Genomic DNA, 17,888 nt, shown 5'->3' with positions numbered 1-17,888 from the left:
GGGGCGCTTGAGGTTCAGGCGTGGCGCAGGGTGCCCGCGTCATGGGTGATGCGCCCGTTCATCACGGTCAGCGCCACGTCGGTCTTGCCGATCTGGTAGCGATCGAGTTCGAACAGGTCCTGTTCGAGGATGATGATGTCGGCGCGCTTGCCGGCAGTGATCGAGCCGATTTCCTTTTCCAGCCCCAGCTGGTAGGCGCCGTTGAGGGTGTAGGCGGCAATCAGTTGCGGGATGCTCAGGCGTTCGTCGGCATCGGGCATCACTGGCGCATTCGGCTCGCCACTGAGCTGACGGGTGTGGCCCGATTCGATGTGTTCCACCGGTTTGTGCTGGCAACGGCACTGGCACACCAGGCCGTCCATGCCAATCGACACGGTCACGCCCTGGTCGATGAAGGTGCGGAACTTGTACATCGAAGCCCAGCGCTTGAAACCATACGACTGCTGGATGGCCTCGGCGTAGGCGTCGACCACGCCCCATTGCAGTTGGGTGTTGGCCATGACGCCGATGCGGCGGAAGCGGGGGATGTCGTCGGGGTGGGTGAGGAAGGCATGGGTGATCACATGGCGGCGGTCGCGCGGCGGGTTGCTGGCGAAGGTCCGCTCGAACACATCCAGCGCCATGCGCACGGCGGCATCACCCACGGCATGAACCATCACGTCGATACCGGCGGCATCGGCCTGGCGCACGTGGTTTTCGAACACCGCTTCCGGCATGGTCGTCGAGCCGCAGTGCGGCTTGTCGCAGTAGGGTTCGAGCAGGAACGCGGTGTGGTTGAGTTCGGTGCCGTCAAGCATCAACTTCAAGGTCTGCGCCTTCACCAGCGGTGAGTCATAGCGGCTGCGCATGCCTTGCAGGATGGTCACCGGGTCATCCTCGGTGCCCATGTTGATATAGCTGCCGACCACGCGCAGTTTCAGGCGGTCTTCACGTTCCAGTTGCTGCAGGGTTTCGTACAGCAGGGTCTGGTCACCGGCCGGGTCGAGGAAACCGGCGTCGAACACGGTGGTGATGCCGGCGGCGACCAGCTTTTCTTGCCAGAACGGAATCGAGCGCAGGTACAGGTCGATGCCGGTTGGCAGGTAACCGGCTTCGCTCAGGCGTTGCATCAGCAGCGAGTAGGCCGCGCAGTCGATGATCACGCCGGTGGGCTCGCCGCTGAGCGGGTCCTTCTCGAACCAGCTGGCGCCTTCTTCCACGGCCGGCGTGTCGCGGTCGATGCCGGCTGCCTTGAGCGCGTAGGTGTTGACCCACATGGTGTGGTAGTCGGTGGACAACAGGCACACCGGCTTGTCCGGGCAGATGGCGTCGAGCACTTCACGGCGCAGCAGCTCGGCCGGCATCAGCGGCTGGATCCAGCCCATGCCGGTGATGGCTTTCTCGCCTGGGTTGGCCGCCACGTAGCGTTCGAGCAGGGCCAGCACTTCGTGCGGGTCTTCATGGTTGACCAGTGCCTGGAAGGCGAACGCGGTGCTGGAAAAATGCCAGTGCGATTCGACGAACCCCGGCAACACCAGCTTGCCGGCGGCGTCCAGCAAGCGCGTGGCAGGGCCGGCATGGGCCATGACGCTGGCGTGGTCGCCAACGCAGAGGATGCGCTCGCCCTGCACAGCCACTGCGCCGGCCCAAGGCTGGTGCGGGTCGACGGTGTAGATGCGAGCGTTGTGGATGATGAGGTCGGCGGTGCTGGTCATGGCGGCTCCCTGGGGCAAAATGCCGCGCTAGTTTTGTGTCGGTAAAAAGTTTTAGTCAATAAAATATTTTTACGGCTTGGCTTTGCGGTATGCTGGCCGTCGGTTTTGAGAAGGGGTGGTGAAGTGAGCGGATTACGCGAGCAACAGAAGGCGCAGCGCCGGGAAACGATCAGCCGCACGGCGCTGGGCCTGTTCGAGCGCCAAGGCTTCCAGACCACCACCATGGAACAGATCGCCCGCCTGGCAGCGGTGTCGGTACCGACGGTGTTCGCTTATTTCGGCAGCAAGCAGGAGATCCTCCTGGAGAAACTGCGCGAGGCCGACCACCGCGCGGTGGCGGAGGCACGCAAGCGCCTGGTGGAATTCGACCAGGCGCTGGATGCACTGTGTTTCTACGAGGCCAACCTGACCGATTACGCCTTCGAGGTGCTGCCGGCACCCTTGTGGCGTGAGATCCTGCCGCCGTTGCTGCCGCTGTTGGGGAGCAAGCAGCGTGATGTGCCCGAGGCCTACAAGCGGGTCAACGACGCGCTGGTCGAGGAACTCAAGCACCTGCTGCAGGACCTGTGCGACAGCGGCAAGTTGCGCGCCGACCTTGACGTGGGCTATGCAGCGTTTTTGATCAATGACTACGGGCATCTGCAGCTGCTGCGGTTGTGCAGTGACGAGCCGCTGGACCTGGTGGCGCACCGCGAGGACGTGCGCCGCTTCATGGGCTTTTTGCTGGCCGGGATGCAGGCGGGCCGGCCCTGACCGGTAGCGGCCTCATCCGCCTTCGCTCAGTGCCCCGATCACCTGCTCGACACTGGCCTTGAGCCCGGCCAGTGCATTTTCGGGGGCACTGTCTACCACCAGCAACCTCGCCCCGGCCGCCTCGATCACCTTGGCCACCGCTGCATCCGGCTGCCGATGGTCCAGCACCAGCGCCACATCCTGCTCTGTGAGGTTCTCGCCCAGCGCTTTCAGCGCCGCCTCATCCCATTTGCCATCCGCTGGCAGCGGCTGTTCCACCACATCCAGGTTCAAGCCGCTGGCCAGATAGCCCAGGCGCTCCGACAGGCTGACCACGCTCAGGTTTTCGACCTTGGCCAGCTGCACCTGGCTGCTGGCAGTCAGCTCCAGCAGCTGGCGCTTGAGCTTCGCCAGGTTGCCCTGGATCCTCTGCTTGTCGGCGGGCACCAGGCGCTCCAGGTCGTTGGCCAGAATATCGGCCATGCGCCCCAGGTTGCTCGGGTTCAGCCAGGGGTAGGCGGCATAGGCGTCATCGCCGCTCACGGCGATGCCCGGCAGCGCGCCATCGAGCGGCCGCGCTGCATCGATCTCGACGATACGGATGTTGCTGCGTCGCGCCAGCGGGTAGAGCGGGTCGTCACGCCAGATCGAACGCACACCGATCACTGCGTCGGCCTGCTGGGCGGCCTTGGCCAGGCTGGCACCACCACGGCTGCTGAAGTACGACGGCTGGCGGCTGGCCGGCAAGTTGGCGGGCGCGGCGCGCGTGAGCTGCACGCGGGTGCCGTCGAGCAGGGCGCTGGCCAGGCTGTGGGTCACCGGTAGGGAAGTCAGCACTTGGCTGGCCGAAGCGAGCGCGGGCAGGCTGGCCAGAGCGATGGCCAGGGCCAGGTGTTTGAGTTTCATGCCGGGTTTCCTTGCAGACGTGGGACGAGGGCGCGGGCCAGCGCGGCGAGGGCGAAGCAGATACCGGCCACCAGAATGATCGCGGCGCCCGAAGGCATCGGCAGGTCAAGCATGATGGGCAGCAGGATGCCGAGCAGTGTGCTCAGGCTGGCAATCAGCACCGACACGAAGAAAAACCCCTTCAGCGACTGGCTGACCAGGCGCGCCGCCGCTGCCGGGATCACCAGCAGGGCGCCGACCAGAATCGCCCCGATCACCTTCACCGAAGCCACTGTGACCAAGGTCACCAGCACCACGAACAGGTAGTCCAGCGTCTTCACCGCCACCCCACGCACCGCCGCCAGTTGCGGGTTGAAGCTGGCCAGCATGATGCGGTTGTACAGCGGCAGGGCCATTGCCAGCACCAGCATCGCGACGATGCCCAGCACCAGCAGGTCCTGGGCGCTGACCGTCAGTACCGAGCCGAACAGCACATTTTCGAGAATATGCACGTTGATCTTGCCGGCGAGCATCAACAGCAGGCTGGCGCCAAGGGCCAGCGACACGGAAAGGAACACGCCGATCAGCGTGTCCGGTGCCAGCCCGGTGCGGTTGCGCAGGAAGTTGAGCAGGATGCCGAACAGCAGGCAGTAGCCGAACAGGCTGCCATAGGGGCCGGTATAGGGCTCGCCGAGCAGGATGCCGATGGCGACCCCGGTCAGCGCGGCATGGCCGACCGCTTCCGAGAAGAAGGCAAAGCGCTTGACCACCACCAGGGTGCCGAGGCCGCCCAGCACCGGGCCGATCATCAGGCCGGCCAACAAGGCATTGATCACGAAACCGTAGGCCAGCGCCTGCGGCAGGTAGCCAGCGTCGGCCCAAGCCTGGACCAGCTGGCGGAAGGCTTCGAAGCTCATCGGGCAAGGCTCTCGCTGCGAGGGTGGACAGAGAACAGGCCAAGCAGGCGCTCCGGCGTCAGCGCCTGGGCCGGCGGGGCGTCGAACAGCACCTGGCGGTTCAGGCCGGTGACCCGGTCGGCCAGGCGCAGCACGGCCTCCAGATCATGCTCGATCCACAACACGGTGGTGCCGGCCTGGCGCCAGCCTTGCAGCAGTTGTTCGAACACCTGGATGCCGGCTTCGTCGAGCGCCGACATCGGCTCGTCGAGCACCAGCAGTTGCGGGTCCGGTATCAAGCCCTGGGCGAGCAGCACGCGCTGCCGCTCGCCACCGGACAACGCGCCCATGCGCCGCTTGCGCTTGGCGAGCATGCCGACCCGCGCCAGCGCCGCATCGATCGCCGGCTGCACGCGCCGCGACAAGCCGAGGAACGCCGGGCGCCGCTGACACATGGCCGCCATGAAGTCGTCCACGGTCATCGGCAGCCCGCGGTCGAACTCCAGCGCCTGCGGCACATAGCCGATCACCTGCTGCGCGCCTGGCCAGTGCAGGGTCAGCTGGCCCTGGTGCGGCATCTGCCCAAGCAAGGTCTTGATCAGCGAACTCTTGCCGCCGCCATTGGGCCCGACGATAGCGTGCACGCTGCCTGCGGCCACGCTGAACTGCACCTGGTCGAGAATGCGTGTGCGGCCCAGGGTCAGGTCGATGCCGGCAAATTCGATGCACGGGCCAGCGGGTGCGATGAGGTGCGCGGCAGCGGTCATGCGCGGTTCTCCTGGATGGCGCGGACCACGGTGTCGAGGTTGCGCTTCATTTCCACTTCGTATTTGTCCTGGGTGTACTCGCCATAGGAAATGTGCGTCAGCGGGTACAGGCGCACGCCGGCTTCACGCTGGATGGTCTCGACATAGGCCGAAGGGAAGTCCATCTCCGAGAAAATCACCTTCACATCCAGCGCCTTGAGCTGGTCGATGGTCTTTTTCAGCTGCGCCGGGCTGGGTTCGATGCCGTGGGCGGGCTCGACCACGGCGGTCACTTCCAGGCCGAAGTCACGCACCAGGTAGTCGTAGGCGGCATGGATGGTGGCCACGCGGAAGGTGGCGCTGGGGGCTTCGCTGACCTTGGCCAGGGCTTCGGCACGCAAGGCGCGCAGGCGCTTGGCATAGGCACGGGCGTTCTGCGTGTAGAGCCTGGCGTTGTCCGGGTCGAGCTTGCCGAGCGCTCGGGCGATGTTGTTGACCTGGGCGATGGTGGTGCTGATCGACAGGAAGGTATGCGGGTTGACCACCTTGCCGGCGCCACGCGCGGCGATCCCGGTGGCGGCCAGCAGCGGTACGTTCTGGTTGGCTTCGATGGTCTGGATGCCGGGCTTTTCGCTGGCGGCGATCATGCGGTCGGCGAAGTCGTCATGGCCCACGCCATTGAGCACCACCACGTCCAGCGTGCCGATGCGCTTGATGTCTTCGGCGCGGGGTTCATAGGCATGCGGGTTGAAACCCGCCGGAATCAGCGGCACCACTTCGGCCTTGTCGCCGACGATGTTGCTGACGTAGCTGTAATAGGGGTGCAGGGTGATGCCGATGCGCAGGGGCTTGCCGGTATCGGCCAGGGCCAGCGCCGGCAGGGCGCAGGCCAGGAGCAGGGCGAGGGCTTTGCGGAACATGGGGAATCCTTGGGTTCAATGACGGTGTTCGCGGGTGACCCCGGCGTCGTAGTGGCTGACCACCTGCTGCCAGCCGGCGGCGATCAGTGCGGCCTGGCCGAGGTCGTCGGGAAGCACGGCGGCGCTGTCGCGGCGCAGCCACACGTCGACCTCGGTGCTGCCAGCGTCGGGCAGGATCAGCAGGAAACTGCCGGCCACCTGCGGCGCCTGGCTGCGGCCCAGGTAGGCGCCAGTCGCCAGCCACTGCCACTGGTGGTTGCCACGGCGCTGGCTGCCGGCATCGGCCACGAACGGTGGCAGGCCTTGCTCGGCCAGTGCCGCAACGCTGGGCGTGGCGGCGCTTTCCTGTCGAAGCAGTTGTATCTCGTCGAACGCCACGCGCAGGTCGGTGTAGATGCCTTGTTCGGCCGCGCTCAGGTCGCGGCGTGCGTCGATCTGGTGGCTGGCGATGGCCTGCTCGTCCTCGCGCTCGCCGCGCAGCAGCACGACGCTGGCGGCGAGGGCAACGATCAACAGGCTGGCCAGCAGCACATAGAGGGTTTCGTGCCCGGCGCCGGCCGGGCGCACCACTTGGGCCTGGCTCATGGCTGGACGGCTCATGGTTGCGCGATGTCGGCGTGGTCGACTTCCACGACGTGGCCAGGCCCTGCGTCGAACAGCACGTAGAACTCGCCGTCGGGGCGTTTGAAGGTCAGGCTCGAATCGTCACCGAGCTTGCCACCGACCAGCACCTGCTCGTCGTAGCCGATCACGTCGAGGGTCACCCCGGGCGCGCCGCTGCCATCGGAAAACCCGCCGGTGCATTTCACCTGGCCACCGGCCACCTCCTCGCATTCGCACATCGGGTTGTGGGCCAGGGCCGGGCTTGCAGCCAGTACCAGCCAGGGCAGGGCGAGCCTGTGCATGAGGTGTTTCATGGTTTGCCTCCTTGTTTTTCGAGCCAGGCCACGGTGGCTGGCGAAGCCTTGGCCAGGGGGACCGAGGCCTGGTGCAGGCTGCCGTCCCAGCCTTCGAGGGTGATCCAGACCTGTGCGTCGGCGCCGGTGCGCGGCGGTATGGGCAGGTTGGTGACCATGCGGTATGGCGCGCCGAAGAAGATGGTGCCTGCGGCACGCAGGCTGCGCGGCTTGCCGATGCGCAGGTAGACCGCCTTGACGTCATTCACGCAGGCCTTGCACAGCGCCGCGTTGAACAGCTTGAAGTGGCCCGCGGGGCCATCGGCGCGCGGGGCTTCGTTGCGCAGCTCGGCGAGGTCCAGGCTGTATGGGCCGACCTGTATGCCGTGGATCGGGTTGGCACCGAGCCCGGCGTCACCACGGAACAACCTGACATCGGCGAAGTACTTGGGCATGAAACCCAGGGGAATGAGGATCAGCAGGATGTTCAGGTGAAAGCGCCACTTCAGCCACCCTTGCCTGAGTGGCCGGCCAGGCAGGGTTCGGGCACGGCTCATGGGCGCACCTCCAGCGTGGTTTCGCGGCGTGTGCCGTGCGCTGTGCGCTCGCTGCGCTTGAGCGCGGCGGCGGTGGCCTGGGCGGTGCGTTTGGTCCAGATCAGCAGCCCACTGAACACCATCAGGGTCAGGATCAGGCCGAAGAAGAACCAGATCAGCTTGATCGGCAGGCCACCGAAGTCGCCCGTGTGCAGCGGGCGCATGGACTCGGTGACGAACTCCAGGGCCGAGCGGTCGCTGAGCAGGAACTGGCTGTCGACCTGGCGTGTATACGGGTTGACCGACGCACTCTGGAACATCAGCGGGTACCAGCCACGCCCGCCCATTTCGATGTGGCTGTAGGCGGTAGCCGGCAGCGAGATTGAGGTGATCTCCAGGCTGGGGATGGCCAGGCCGGCAATGCGTGCGGCCTCGTCCAGGTCGATGCGTGGCGCCGGGCTGCCGTCGACGGTCTGCGGCACCTGCTCGCGGGCGATCACCGGCACGACGGGCTCACTGGAAATAGTGATCTGGTTGTCGAACAGGATCGCCCGGATCAGGAACCAGATGCTGGTGATGGCAATGACCGCGATGAACCAGATCGACCAGACCCCGGCCAGGCGGTGCAGGTCGCCCCAGAAGATGCGCGAGCCATGGCCGGTGCGTACCGGCTTGAAGAACCCTTTCCAGAATTTCTTGTACACCACCAGGCCCGTTACCAGCGACGCGAGCATTGGCAGGCCGAGCATCGACACCAGGTACCAGCCCCAGCTGAAGCCATTGGTGAACGGCACCAGCCACCAGCCGTGCAGGGCCCGGGTGAAGGCTTCGAAGTTGAAGTCCGGCATCTTGCCCTGAATGGCCCCGGTATAGGGGTTGACGTAGAGCATCGGGCTGGAGCCATCGGCGTAAGTGACCTGCGCCGTCAGCGCGAAGTGCGCGCCATCGGGCTGGCTGAGCGAGTTGACGGCCATGTCTGGTTCGGCCTTGTGCAGGGCATCGAGCACTTGCTGGAAGCTCAGGCGTTCGGCGTTGTCGTCAGGCTTGCTGGCACGCACGTCGGGGTTGGCCAGCCAGACGATTTCCTGGCTGACCACGGCCAGCATGCCGGTAAAGCAGACGATCAGCACGAAGAACCAGATCGGCAGGGCGAGCCAGCTGTGCACCAGGAACCACAGCTTGGACTTGGATTTTTTCGGTGATTTGGCCATCGGTCAGTCTTCTGAAAAAGGGGCGAGCACAGGCCCGACCAAAAAAGGGCTGTTGTTCAAAAGACGAATGAGAATGAAAATCCTGACGAATTAAATGCAAGCAAATGTTTCGCAGGGCACACGCGCCGATAGGGCGCTGGTGGCGCCCTGTCGGTTGGGTAGCAGCGCCAGTCAGGCGCTGGTCAGGGCAACGGCAGGTTGTGCCTTGCCCTGCTGGCGTGCCAGGTCGTGGTACAGCGCCTGGCCGATCTCGGCGGCACGGGAGGGCAGCACCGACAGCAAGGTGTCGCTGAGGCCATGGCTGTTCTCGCAGAAGCCTTGCAGGTAGACCGAGGCCTGCAGGTCGGGGCTGGCCAATACCCGGTAGTTGCGGTCGACGCTGAAGTCTTCCAGGTAGTCGGCCAGCGGGGCGAGCAGGTCGCGGTGCGAGCGGCGTTCGTAGCCGGTGGCGAGTATTACCGCGTCGTAGCGGTGGGTCTGCTGCTGGCCGGTGGCCAGGTCGCGCAGGGTCAGTTCGATGCCGTCGCGGGTGGCCACTACGGCTTCCACCTGGCGGCGGCACAGCACGTTGTGGCGGAACTGGTGGGCGACCTTCTGCCGGTAGAGGATGCCGTAGATGCGCTCGATCAGGTCGAGGTCGACCACCGAATAGTTGGTGTTGTGGTATTCGCCGAGCAGCTTGGCGCGTTGATCGGCCGGCTCGTTGTAGACCAGGTCGGTGTAGTCGGGGGCGAAGATCTCGTTGACGAACGGGCTGTCGTCGGCCGGCTTGAGGGCGGAGCCGCGCAGCACCATGTCGACCTTGACCGACGGGTAGCTGTCATTGAGGTCGATGAAGGCCTCGGCGGCGCTCTGGCCCGAGCCGATCACGGCAATGCGCATCGGCTTGCCGGCCGTGCAGGGTAGCTTGTTCAGGCTGCTCAGGTACTGGGAATGGTGGAAAACCCGCGGATCATCCTTGAACGCGCTGAATTTTTCGGGGATTTTCGGCGTGCCGCCGCTGCCTACCACCACCGAGCGCGTCCGACGGCTGAATTCGCGGCCTTGCCCGTCGCGTGATACCAGGCGCAGGTGCTCGACACGGCCTGCCTTCACTTCAGGTTCGATGCGCAGCACTTCTTCGCCATACACCGCCTGGGCGGCGAAGTGCTCGGCGGCCCAGCGCAGGTAGTCGTTGTACTCCAGGCGGCAGGGGTAGAAGGTGCCGAGGTTGATGAAGTCTGCCAGGCGCTGCTTCTGGTGCAGGTAGTTGACGAAGCTGTAGGGGCTGGTCGGGTTGCGCAGCGAGACCAGGTCCTTGAGGAACGAGATCTGCAGTTCGCTCTGGGTGGCGAGGGTTTCGCCGTGCCAGCGGTATTCCTTCTGCTTGTCGATGAACAGCGCATCGAGGGCGTGGCCCTGGCTCTGGGCAAGCTCTTCCAGGGCGATGGCCAGGGCCAGGTTGGACGGGCCGAAGCCAACGCCGATCAGGTCCTTGATAGTTTCCGGGTGTGCAGACTGGCTCATGGCTGCGGTTCCATAATGGGTCGAATGTGGGCGCATGCCGGGGCTCCGGCGCTTGTACATTGGGTGGAACGAGCCAGCGCTGGGTGAATTTACTGCCCGCAAGCGTGCCTGCGGCCAGCCGGGCCTAAAGGCTTGCCGCTTTCGGCCGATACGCAGGTCAACTCAAGGACCCTTTGCAAGGCAAGGAGAAACACATGGTAGGTATCGCGGCAGTCAGCATCGGCAACACCTCGGCCCAGGCCGGCAGCGCTTCGCAGGCCAGCGACACGGAAAAGACTGAATCGGGCAGCTCGACGCTGCAGGTCGACACCTCGAAGCTGCGTGGCGACGGCCAGGCCAAGGGCGCCGAGGGTGCGCAAGGCAGCAGTGGCAGTGACGAGCCCTCGCACATCAAGCAGTTGCGCGAGATGATCAAGAAACTGCAGAAGCAGTTGGCCGATGAACAGAAACAGCTGGCCATCCTGATGGCGCAGAAAACCGACGAAACCAGCAAGTTGGCGGCAGTCACGGCCAAGCAGGCCAGCATCGCCACCCTCAGTGGCGAGATCATGACGGCCACCGCGCAACTGCTGGAAGCGTTGCAGAAGTCGGGCGGCAGCAGTGCCGGCGGCATGGTCGATACCCAGGCCTGAACAGCCTGAACGGGCCTCATCGCCGGCAAGCCGGGGATGAGGCTGACAAGGCCTGCCGTCAGTCCGACGCCAGGCGCCCCTTGCCGTGCTTGTCGGTCTTGTATTGCATGGCCACGGCCGGTGCCGGCTTGGTCGCGCCGGTCTCCAGCCACTGACGCATGCGGGTGGCGTCGGCGAAGTGGGTGTACTTGCCGAAGGCATCGAGGATCACCATGGCCACCGGGCGGTTGTCCATCCTGGTCAGCAGCACCAGGCAATGGCCGGCTTCATTGGTGAAACCGGTCTTGGTCAGCTTGATGTCCCAGTTGCTCTTGTTCACCAGGTGGTCGGTGTTGCGGAAGCCCAAGGTGTAGTTGGGCTTGCGGAAGGCCACGGTCTTCTCGCGGGTGGTCGACAGCTCGCTCAGCATCGGGTACTTGCGCGCGGCCATCAGCAGCTTGGACAGGTCACGGGCGGTGGAGACGTTCTGCGTCGACAGGCCGGTCGGTTCGACATAACGGGTGTGCGCCATGCCCAGGCTGCGGGCCTTGGCGTTCATCGCCTTGATGAAGGCCGGGTAGCCCCCTGGGTAGTGGTTGGCCAGGGTGGTCGCGGCACGGTTTTCCGACGACATCAGGGTAATCAGCAGGGTTTCCCGGCGATTCAGCTCGCTCCCCAGGCGAACGCGCGAATACACGCCTTTCATGTCCGGGTTGTTGGCGATGGTCATGGTGAGCATCTCATCCATGGGCAGCTTGGCATCCAGCACCACCATCGCCGTCATCAGTTTGGTCACCGAGGCAATGGGCACCACCCGGTCGGCGTGGCTCGAATACAGTTCCTGGTTGGTGTTCAGGTCGATCAGCAGGGCGCTGCCAGACGCCAGGTGCAGTTTGGACGGGTCGCGTTGGACCTGGGCCGGGGGTTGTGCAGCAGCGGTCGACGGAAGGGTCGCAGTACCTGTGAGCAACAGCAGCAGGCTGAGGATGGACAGGGATGTTTTCACGTTGAGGCTCACTAAAAGTTGGTATGTCGTTGGCTGTGCAAGGGTTTTCCCCCAAAAAACCGCTGCATTGTGGAGTATGGCCGAAGTGCTGTCGATTGCTCGTTGAGCCGACCCCGCGAAATGAAAAAAGCTTCATGCTGTATCGGTTTTCCTGCCGCCACTCGTCGGTTCGCCGGGGCAAAAAAAGACCCGCCAGGTAGCGGGTCGGAAGGGACGTAGGGAGCAACGCGCAACAAAATCAGGTCAAGCGATCAGGCAGTCGGCCTGGAGCTGTTCAGCCAGGGCCTGCGCCGAGGCGCGAGTAGCCAGCGGGCCGCTGACGGCCTCGCCATTGCTTACCAGGTACCAGCAGGCCAGCAGGCCTTGCTCACGCAGTGTGACGGGGACAGCAGTGCCGACGACGGACATGATCTGAATAGTGGCCATGGGGACCTCCTGTGAAACATGTGCCCACCTTACGCAGCCGCCGGCACGGTTTGAAATCAACATGCTCAATAGTGCTCATCAGTTTTTTCAACGGTCACCAGCGTGGCGGGCCGTAATACACCGGTGGCGGCCCGTAGTAGGGGCGGTACGCTGGCGGTGGCGGCGCCGGTACGTAGTACGGTTGGTAATACACTGGCTGCGGCGGAGCCTGGACATAGACGGGCGGTGGCCCATAGTAGGCGGGCTGGCGTTCGACATAGACGGTGCGGTCGTGGCCACCGTATACCGTCGCCCCGACCACGGCCCCGACCACGGCAGCGCCGAGCAGTGGGCCTGGGCCATACCAGCCATGGCCGCCGCCACCGTGGGCAGAGGCTTGCCCGCTGATGGCCAGGGCACCGACCAGCAGGGCGATTCCGGGGAGATGACGGATCATGAGACTTCCTCGCGAGGTAACCCCACGCTTGGGGCCCTGATAGTATGAATCCGGTCTCTGTCAGCCGAGCACAGGGAAACGGTAAAGGTTGTGTAAGGGGCGACCAGCGGCTGCGTCTGGTAGGCTGAACAAACGATTCAGTCAGCAAAGAGGAGCCGTTCATGGCGACAACTCCCAGCAGAGATACCGTGCTGTGCATTTCCCTGGCCGGGCGGCCTGGCACCTTCGGCGTGCGCTTTCATAATCACCTCTACCAGCAGCTCGGGCTCGATTACTACTACAAGGCCATGACCACCGACGACCTGCCGGCAGCGGTTGCAGGCATTCGCGCGCTGGGGATTCGCGGTTGTGGCGTGTCGATGCCGTACAAGGAGGCCTGCATGGCGCTGGTGGATGAGATCGACCCGTCGGCGGCGGCGATCGAGTCGGTCAATACCCTGGTCAACGACGGCGGCCATCTGAAGGCCTATAACACCGATTACCTGGCGGTGCGGCAACTGCTCGAAGAGCACGAGGTCGACCCCGCCACCGCGTTCGCCCTGCGTGGCAGTGGCGGCATGGCCAAGGCCGTGGCCAGTGCCTTGCGCGATGCCGGGTTCCGCGAAGGCCTCATTGTCGCCCGCAACGAGCAGGCCGGTCGGCAGCTGGCGGATGTCTGTGGCTATCGCTGGGTGGCCGAGCTGGGTGACCTGTGCCCGCCGATGCTGGTGAACGTGACACCGATCGGCATGGCTGACGGGCCAGAGGCCCAAGCGCTGGCGTTCAGCGAGAATGCCATTGCGGCGGCCGAGCGGGTGTTCGACGTGGTGGCGATGCCGGCGCGCACGCCATTGATCCAGCGCGCCGAGGCACTGGGCAAGCCGGTGATCACCGGGCTGGAAGTGATCGCGTTGCAGGCATTGGAGCAGTTTGTGCTGTACACCGGGGTGCGGCCCAGCCGTGAACAGGCCGAAGCGGCGGTAGCTTATGCACGCGCCGCTCCTGCACCCAAATGACCTGCTGGGTCAGAAGGCCTTGTGCCCTTTGTCCAGTTGCATGTCCACCAGTGCCCGGCCATGGGCCAGCGACACATGCTGCGCATTCTCGAGGTCCGAGAAGAACTTCATGGGCATGGACAGGCGCTTGCTGGTATGCCCCTGTGGGTCAGTGATCAGGCAACCGGCGGCATAGGGCAGGGGGGAGTCGGGGTGGGGCATCACGCTGGCGGTGATGGTGTGGTTGCGGTATTCACAGTGAAGAGATTGCATCGTCCTTTACCTCGCTGTGGTATGTGAAGCGTTACCTTCATATACCACAGCAAGGGGCCGGCGGTTCCCGGCCCGACGAGCGCGAACCGAAGGCGGTCAGCCCTTCAGTTCGGCTGGCTGGATCACTTCTACCCAGTAACCGTCCGGGTCCTTGATGAAAGCCAGGTGGTTCATGCGGCCATCTTGCAGGCGCTTCTGGAACGGCACGCCGAGGGCTTCGAAACGGGCGCAGGCTTCACGCACGTCCGGCACCGAGATGCAGATGTGGCCAAAGCCGCGTGGGTCGGTGTTGCCGTTGTGATAGGCAAACGCCGGGTCGTTTTCGGTGCCGTGGTTGTGGGTCAGTTCCAGCACGCCCGGGATCGACTTCATCCACTGGTGGCGGGCGGCGTCGTCGGCGGGGATCTGTGCCGGGTCGACCAGAGCCAGGAAATACAGGCTGAAGGCCGCTTCGGGGAAGTCGCGTTTGTCGACCAGGCGGAAGCCCAGCACACGGGTGTAGAAGTCCAGCGACTTCTCGATATCCTTGACCCGCAGCATGGTGTGGTTGAAGACGAACTGGGCGGTGGCAGCGTCTGGCTGCGCGGTGACGCCAGGCAGGGTTTGCAGATCGTGCAGGCTCATGGGGACTCCAGAGACGGGGCTGGCAATCAGGTGCCAGCGAAACAGACAGGAGGCCATGATACGGCAGTGAAGCGTTTGCGCAAATAAAAGCGCCCTGCTCGGGGTGAGCAGGGCGCCGGAATTAGAGGCCCGCATGTGCGGGCGCGTGATGGGGTCGCTAGTCCTTTAGCTGTCTTGATACTGCTGCAGCCGTTGTGAAAAAAGTGTGAAGTGGGTGTTGACGTTTCATCAGCGAACCCAGCTTTCCACGGTAGCGGCCCCATACTGTTCTTTCCACGCCTTGAGGCCGCGGTGGTTGCCACCTTTGGTCTCGATCAGCTCGCCGGTGTGCGGGTTTTCATAGACTTTCACCACGCGCGGGCGGCGCTGCTGTTTCGGCGCGCTGGCCGTGCCACGGGTAACCGCCTTCGGGTCGAGGATGGCGATGATATCGCGCAGACTTTTGTCATAGCTTTTCATCAGGCCGACTAGTTTCTGCTCGAATTCGATTTCGCGTTTGAGGCCGGCATCCTTTTTCAGCGCCTCCAGTTGCGCCATTTGTTCCTGGAGCGCTTTCTCGGCAGCACGAAACTCTGCAAGTCTGGACACTGTAATCACTCCTGTACGTCTTCGTGGCAGGGCGTGACGAACATTGACAAGGACTAAACGCCAGCCACGCGGGTGGGTAAAACTGTTCGCTGACATCGAGTGTAGACACTTGCAGGAATTCGGTAAACCGCAAACTTTTTATAAGTAATCGGGAACTTTCCAAGTTTTCCGGGCGGTAATGCAGTGGTTTTTCGATGGCTCTTCGTGGGGTTCTAGACCATGGTCCAATACCGCGTCGCAGCGCGCTTGGGCGATCATTTCAGATGATGGCCGACGCATGTTCGGCCGCGACGCATTCGCGTGGCGCAGGTGCGTCACAATTTGTTTTTTCGCCTTTCTCTGGATGTTCCCTCGCATGTTTTCCCCCCTCCCTCTCGCCCCCGGGCGCCGTGTTGCCGGCGTGTTCCTGTTGTGCACCGGTGCGCATGCCCAGGCTGCCGGTTTTGTTGAAGACGCTAATGCCAAGGTTGAAGCACGCACCGTCTATTTCAACCGGGATTTTCGTGATGGCCACAGCAGTTCCAGCCAGGGCGCGTCAAAACGCGAAGAGTGGGCGCAAGGCTTCATTCTCAATGTGCAGTCGGGTTATACCCAAGGGCCCGTCGGCTTTGGCGTTGATGCATTGGGTATGTTAGGCATCAAGCTCGATTCCAGCCCGGCCGACAGTAACAGTGGTTTGTTGCCTTCCTCCGGCCACGATCCACGGCACTCGGCCGATCAATACGCGAAGATGGGCCTGGCGGCCAAGGTCAAGGTTTCCAACACGGTGCTGAAGTATGGCTCGATGATGCCGGACGTGCCGTTGTTGAAGTACAACGATGGTCGCCTGCTGCCGACGATGTTCCAGGGTGCGATGCTCACCTCCGAAGAACTGCACGACCTGAAGTTCACCCTGGCCCGCCTGGACAAGTACACGGCGCGTGATTCCACCGATCGCCAGGATATTCGCGTGCATTGCAAGAACAAACGCTATGCCTGCGATATCGAAGCCGACCACTTTGACCTGGCCGGCCTGGACTATCGCTTCAACGACCGGTTCAGTGCCCAGTATCAGGTCGCCAAGCTGGAAAACATCTACCGCCAGCACTTCCTTGGCCTGGTCGCCAGCCAGCCGCTCGCGGTTGGCAGCCTGTCGGCGGACCTGCGGCTGATCAAGAGCGATGACATTGGCAATGCCCGCGCCGGCGAGATCGACCACCGCGCCTTCAGCGGCATGCTCGCTTACAGCCTGGGTGGGCACAAGGTCAGCGCCGGCTGGCAGCGCATGTATGGCGAAAGTGCCATGCCGTACCTCGATGGCAGTAACCCGTACCTGGTCAACTACGCCCAGGTCAACGACTTCGCCGCCGCCCAGGAGCGTTCCTGGCAACTGCGTTACGACTATGACTTCAAAGCCCTCGGCGTGCCCGGCCTGAGCTTCTTCACCCGCTACATCAATGGCGACCACATCAAGGTCCCGGGCAGCACTGCCGAAGGCAAGGAATGGGAGCGTGACACCGAGCTCAAGTACCAGGTGCAGAGCGGCACCTTCAAGGATGTCAGTGTGCGCCTGCGTAACTCCACGTACCGCAGCAACTACGAGCGGTGGGCGCGGGACATGGACGAGACGCGGGTGATCGTCAGCTATAACTTCTCTATCTTCTGAGTAGACAGGCTGGGCGCGGTCATGAAAGACCTTCTGTTGATCGGCATCGGCCCGGGCGACCCGCGGCAGGTTACCGTCGAGGCGGTCGAGGCACTGCGTCGTGCCAGCGTGTTCTTCGTGCTCGACAAGGGCCCCGGCAAGGGTGAGCTGGTCCGCATGCGCAAGGCGATCCTCGAGCGCTATCGGCCCGAGGGCGGCTACCGCCTGGTGCAGGTGGCGGACCCGCGGCGCGATGCCGAGGCGGACGATTACCCAAGCGCTGTGCACGACTGGCATCGCCAGCGTGCCACGCTGTATGCCCGGTTGATCAGCGAAGAGCTGGGCGCCGAGGATATTGGCGCCTTTTTGCTGTGGGGCGAGCCGGGGCTCTACGACAGTACCTTGCGCATGCTTGACCTGGTTCGCGAACGCGGCGTGGCGCTGCGCTTGCAGGTGATTCCGGGTATCAGCAGTGTGCAGGCCCTGGCGGCGCGGCACCAGATCCCGCTCAACCGCATAGGCGAGCCGCTGACCGTACTGCCAGGGCGACGCCTGGCAGAGCAGGGGCAGGTGGACAATGTGGTGGTGATGCTCGACGGGCAATGTGCATTTGCCGCGCTGGAGGACCCGGCGCTGGTGATCTACTGGGGCGCTTACCTGGGTACTGAGGATGAAGTGCTGATCGCTGGGCCTTTGCTGGCCGTGAAGGCGCGGATACTGGAAATGCGTGAGCGGGAGCGGGCGCGCAAGGGGTGGATCATGGATACCTACCTGTTGCGGCGGGAGCTGTGAGGTAGGGTGGCTGTACCGGCCTCTTCGCGGCTGAAGCCGGCCACAGGGATATCACAGGCCATGGGACTTGCAGCGTACCGGTGGGAGCGGCTCAGCCGCGAAGCAGGCGCTGACGGCTTCAAGGCGTACCGAGAATCTGCACCACCGTGTCGCGTAGCTGGTCGATGGTGAACGGCTTGCCGATCATGTGCATGCCCTGCGGCACGTCGAAACTCTCGGCATAGCCACTGGCAAACAGCACCGGCAGCGTCGGCCGCATGGCACGGGCCTCGGCTGCCAATGCTTCGCCGCGCATATCCGGCAGGCCGACGTCGGTCACCAGCAGGGCCAGTTGCTGGCTGTCGTCCTCGATCACCTTCAGCGCCGCCGTGGCATTTTCCGCTTCAATGGTGCTGTAGCCTAATTCGTCGAGCACTTCGACCATCAGCATACGTACGATGTCGTCGTCTTCGACTACCAGAAGGTGCATGGTTGGTTTCCTGTTGAAAAAGGCATGTCCCTACTCTGTGCGC

At 63.9% G+C, this 17,888-nt stretch carries 22 protein-coding genes; 5 read left to right on the top strand and 17 right to left on the bottom strand.

Annotated elements, in window-relative coordinates:
- Nucleotides 1-14: 14 nt before the first annotated feature.
- Nucleotides 15-1,694, bottom strand: a complete 1,680-nt coding sequence (locus L6D64_RS21450) for an amidohydrolase (RefSeq protein WP_176508042.1) — start codon at nt 1,692-1,694, stop codon at nt 15-17.
- Nucleotides 1,695-1,817: 123 nt separating this feature from the next.
- Between L6D64_RS21450 and L6D64_RS21445 the strand changes: the two genes are divergently transcribed.
- Nucleotides 1,818-2,447: a TetR/AcrR family transcriptional regulator gene (locus L6D64_RS21445; protein ID WP_176508043.1), complete on the top strand. Its 630-nt coding sequence runs from the start codon at nt 1,818-1,820 to the stop codon at nt 2,445-2,447.
- A 12-nt stretch (nt 2,448-2,459) separates the two neighbouring features.
- Here L6D64_RS21445 and L6D64_RS21440 read toward each other — a convergent pair whose 3' ends face one another.
- The 9 genes from L6D64_RS21440 to L6D64_RS21400 form a co-directional block, all read right to left on the bottom strand.
- On the bottom strand, nt 2,460-3,332 hold the full coding sequence (locus L6D64_RS21440) for a metal ABC transporter substrate-binding protein (protein ID WP_176508044.1): 873 nt from the start codon (nt 3,330-3,332) through the stop codon (nt 2,460-2,462).
- Complete coding sequence (locus L6D64_RS21435) at nt 3,329-4,228, bottom strand: metal ABC transporter permease (protein WP_176508045.1); 900 nt, start codon at nt 4,226-4,228, stop codon at nt 3,329-3,331. Before L6D64_RS21435 ends, L6D64_RS21440 begins: the two co-directional genes overlap by 4 nt.
- Complete coding sequence (locus tag L6D64_RS21430; RefSeq protein WP_176508046.1) at nt 4,225-4,974, bottom strand: metal ABC transporter ATP-binding protein; 750 nt, start codon at nt 4,972-4,974, stop codon at nt 4,225-4,227. Before L6D64_RS21430 ends, L6D64_RS21435 begins: the two co-directional genes overlap by 4 nt.
- On the bottom strand, nt 4,971-5,873 hold the full coding sequence (locus tag L6D64_RS21425; RefSeq protein WP_054883295.1) for a metal ABC transporter substrate-binding protein: 903 nt from the start codon (nt 5,871-5,873) through the stop codon (nt 4,971-4,973). The genes L6D64_RS21430 and L6D64_RS21425 overlap by 4 nt, the downstream gene beginning before the upstream one ends.
- A 15-nt stretch (nt 5,874-5,888) precedes the next feature.
- Nucleotides 5,889-6,458, bottom strand: coding sequence for a DUF6162 family protein (locus L6D64_RS21420; protein ID WP_176508047.1), 570 nt, complete (start codon nt 6,456-6,458; stop codon nt 5,889-5,891).
- An 11-nt stretch (nt 6,459-6,469) separates the two neighbouring features.
- A complete protein-coding gene (locus L6D64_RS21415) occupies nt 6,470-6,790 on the bottom strand; it encodes a hypothetical protein (RefSeq protein WP_176508048.1) in 321 nt (106 codons plus the stop codon).
- On the bottom strand, nt 6,787-7,326 hold the full coding sequence (locus L6D64_RS21410) for a thiamine pyrophosphate-binding protein (protein WP_176508049.1): 540 nt from the start codon (nt 7,324-7,326) through the stop codon (nt 6,787-6,789). Before L6D64_RS21410 ends, L6D64_RS21415 begins: the two co-directional genes overlap by 4 nt.
- Nucleotides 7,323-8,516, bottom strand: coding sequence for a PepSY-associated TM helix domain-containing protein (locus L6D64_RS21405; protein WP_176508050.1), 1,194 nt, complete (start codon nt 8,514-8,516; stop codon nt 7,323-7,325). The genes L6D64_RS21410 and L6D64_RS21405 overlap by 4 nt, the downstream gene beginning before the upstream one ends.
- A 171-nt stretch (nt 8,517-8,687) precedes the next feature.
- On the bottom strand, nt 8,688-10,022 hold the full coding sequence (locus L6D64_RS21400) for a lysine N(6)-hydroxylase/L-ornithine N(5)-oxygenase family protein (protein WP_176508051.1): 1,335 nt from the start codon (nt 10,020-10,022) through the stop codon (nt 8,688-8,690).
- A 194-nt stretch (nt 10,023-10,216) separates the two neighbouring features.
- Here L6D64_RS21400 and L6D64_RS21395 point away from each other — a divergent pair, with 194 nt between their 5' ends.
- Complete coding sequence (locus tag L6D64_RS21395; protein WP_176508052.1) at nt 10,217-10,654, top strand: hypothetical protein; 438 nt, start codon at nt 10,217-10,219, stop codon at nt 10,652-10,654.
- A gap of 58 nt (nt 10,655-10,712) precedes the next feature.
- Here the strand turns inward: L6D64_RS21395 and pbpG are convergent, their stop codons facing one another.
- The 3 genes from pbpG to L6D64_RS21380 all read right to left on the bottom strand — a co-directional run bounded on the left by pbpG (nt 10,713) and on the right by L6D64_RS21380 (nt 12,501).
- Entirely contained in the window at nt 10,713-11,639 is a 927-nt protein-coding gene (pbpG, locus tag L6D64_RS21390) for a D-alanyl-D-alanine endopeptidase (RefSeq protein WP_176508053.1), read from the bottom strand.
- Nucleotides 11,640-11,882: 243 nt separating this feature from the next.
- On the bottom strand, nt 11,883-12,065 hold the full coding sequence (locus L6D64_RS21385) for a hypothetical protein (RefSeq protein WP_152956113.1): 183 nt from the start codon (nt 12,063-12,065) through the stop codon (nt 11,883-11,885).
- Nucleotides 12,066-12,159: 94 nt separating this feature from the next.
- Nucleotides 12,160-12,501, bottom strand: a complete 342-nt coding sequence (locus tag L6D64_RS21380; RefSeq protein WP_099814553.1) for a hypothetical protein — start codon at nt 12,499-12,501, stop codon at nt 12,160-12,162.
- Nucleotides 12,502-12,662: 161 nt separating this feature from the next.
- Here L6D64_RS21380 and L6D64_RS21375 point away from each other — a divergent pair, with 161 nt between their 5' ends.
- Nucleotides 12,663-13,496: a shikimate 5-dehydrogenase gene (locus L6D64_RS21375; RefSeq protein WP_176508054.1), complete on the top strand. Its 834-nt coding sequence runs from the start codon at nt 12,663-12,665 to the stop codon at nt 13,494-13,496.
- Nucleotides 13,497-13,505: 9 nt separating this feature from the next.
- On the opposite strand, the gene L6D64_RS21370 is transcribed toward L6D64_RS21375, so the two are convergent.
- From L6D64_RS21370 to L6D64_RS21360, 3 genes are all read right to left on the bottom strand, one after another.
- Nucleotides 13,506-13,748: a hypothetical protein gene (locus tag L6D64_RS21370; RefSeq protein WP_176508055.1), complete on the bottom strand. Its 243-nt coding sequence runs from the start codon at nt 13,746-13,748 to the stop codon at nt 13,506-13,508.
- A gap of 96 nt (nt 13,749-13,844) precedes the next feature.
- Nucleotides 13,845-14,372 (bottom strand): lactoylglutathione lyase, encoded by a 528-nt coding sequence (gloA, locus tag L6D64_RS21365; RefSeq protein WP_176508056.1) that lies wholly within the window; start codon nt 14,370-14,372, stop codon nt 13,845-13,847.
- 228 nt (nt 14,373-14,600) lie between these two features.
- Complete coding sequence (locus L6D64_RS21360; RefSeq protein WP_054883227.1) at nt 14,601-14,960, bottom strand: histone-like nucleoid-structuring protein, MvaT/MvaU family; 360 nt, start codon at nt 14,958-14,960, stop codon at nt 14,601-14,603.
- A 355-nt stretch (nt 14,961-15,315) separates the two neighbouring features.
- Here L6D64_RS21360 and L6D64_RS21355 point away from each other — a divergent pair, with 355 nt between their 5' ends.
- Nucleotides 15,316-16,605: an OprD family porin gene (locus tag L6D64_RS21355; protein ID WP_176508057.1), complete on the top strand. Its 1,290-nt coding sequence runs from the start codon at nt 15,316-15,318 to the stop codon at nt 16,603-16,605.
- 21 nt (nt 16,606-16,626) lie between these two features.
- On the top strand, nt 16,627-17,376 hold the full coding sequence (cobF, locus tag L6D64_RS21350; protein ID WP_176508058.1) for a precorrin-6A synthase (deacetylating): 750 nt from the start codon (nt 16,627-16,629) through the stop codon (nt 17,374-17,376).
- A gap of 118 nt (nt 17,377-17,494) precedes the next feature.
- On the opposite strand, the gene L6D64_RS21345 is transcribed toward cobF, so the two are convergent.
- The gene (locus L6D64_RS21345) at nt 17,495-17,845 is read right to left on the bottom strand and encodes a response regulator (protein WP_176508059.1); all 351 of its coding nucleotides are present in this window, start codon (nt 17,843-17,845) and stop codon (nt 17,495-17,497) included.
- Nucleotides 17,846-17,888 lie beyond the last annotated feature (43 nt).

The sequence above is a fragment of the Pseudomonas urethralis genome (assembly GCF_021602465.1).
GTDB lineage: Bacteria > Pseudomonadota > Gammaproteobacteria > Pseudomonadales > Pseudomonadaceae > Aquipseudomonas > Aquipseudomonas vlassakiae.
This window is presented reverse-complemented; position numbering and strand designations above follow the sequence as displayed.

What these genes read in the sequence shown, in the direction of transcription:
- L6D64_RS21450 (WP_176508042.1), bottom strand. Translation starts at nt 1,694, where the DNA reads ATGACCAGCACCGCCGACCTCATCATCCACAACGCTCGCATCTACACC.
- gloA (WP_176508056.1), bottom strand. Translation starts at nt 14,372, where the DNA reads ATGAGCCTGCACGATCTGCAAACCCTGCCTGGCGTCACCGCGCAGCCA.
- L6D64_RS21430 (WP_176508046.1), bottom strand. Translation starts at nt 4,974, where the DNA reads ATGACCGCTGCCGCGCACCTCATCGCACCCGCTGGCCCGTGCATCGAA.
- L6D64_RS21400 (WP_176508051.1), bottom strand. Translation starts at nt 10,022, where the DNA reads ATGAGCCAGTCTGCACACCCGGAAACTATCAAGGACCTGATCGGCGTT.
- L6D64_RS21375 (WP_176508054.1), top strand. Translation starts at nt 12,663, where the DNA reads ATGGCGACAACTCCCAGCAGAGATACCGTGCTGTGCATTTCCCTGGCC.
- L6D64_RS21395 (WP_176508052.1), top strand. Translation starts at nt 10,217, where the DNA reads ATGGTAGGTATCGCGGCAGTCAGCATCGGCAACACCTCGGCCCAGGCC.
- L6D64_RS21420 (WP_176508047.1), bottom strand. Translation starts at nt 6,458, where the DNA reads ATGAGCCAGGCCCAAGTGGTGCGCCCGGCCGGCGCCGGGCACGAAACC.
- L6D64_RS21385 (WP_152956113.1), bottom strand. Translation starts at nt 12,065, where the DNA reads ATGGCCACTATTCAGATCATGTCCGTCGTCGGCACTGCTGTCCCCGTC.
- L6D64_RS21345 (WP_176508059.1), bottom strand. Translation starts at nt 17,845, where the DNA reads ATGCACCTTCTGGTAGTCGAAGACGACGACATCGTACGTATGCTGATG.
- cobF (WP_176508058.1), top strand. Translation starts at nt 16,627, where the DNA reads ATGAAAGACCTTCTGTTGATCGGCATCGGCCCGGGCGACCCGCGGCAG.
- L6D64_RS21415 (WP_176508048.1), bottom strand. Translation starts at nt 6,790, where the DNA reads ATGAAACACCTCATGCACAGGCTCGCCCTGCCCTGGCTGGTACTGGCT.
- L6D64_RS21355 (WP_176508057.1), top strand. Translation starts at nt 15,316, where the DNA reads ATGTTTTCCCCCCTCCCTCTCGCCCCCGGGCGCCGTGTTGCCGGCGTG.
- L6D64_RS21370 (WP_176508055.1), bottom strand. Translation starts at nt 13,748, where the DNA reads ATGCAATCTCTTCACTGTGAATACCGCAACCACACCATCACCGCCAGC.
- L6D64_RS21425 (WP_054883295.1), bottom strand. Translation starts at nt 5,873, where the DNA reads ATGTTCCGCAAAGCCCTCGCCCTGCTCCTGGCCTGCGCCCTGCCGGCG.
- L6D64_RS21405 (WP_176508050.1), bottom strand. Translation starts at nt 8,516, where the DNA reads ATGGCCAAATCACCGAAAAAATCCAAGTCCAAGCTGTGGTTCCTGGTG.
- L6D64_RS21380 (WP_099814553.1), bottom strand. Translation starts at nt 12,501, where the DNA reads ATGATCCGTCATCTCCCCGGAATCGCCCTGCTGGTCGGTGCCCTGGCC.
- L6D64_RS21440 (WP_176508044.1), bottom strand. Translation starts at nt 3,332, where the DNA reads ATGAAACTCAAACACCTGGCCCTGGCCATCGCTCTGGCCAGCCTGCCC.
- L6D64_RS21435 (WP_176508045.1), bottom strand. Translation starts at nt 4,228, where the DNA reads ATGAGCTTCGAAGCCTTCCGCCAGCTGGTCCAGGCTTGGGCCGACGCT.
- L6D64_RS21410 (WP_176508049.1), bottom strand. Translation starts at nt 7,326, where the DNA reads ATGAGCCGTGCCCGAACCCTGCCTGGCCGGCCACTCAGGCAAGGGTGG.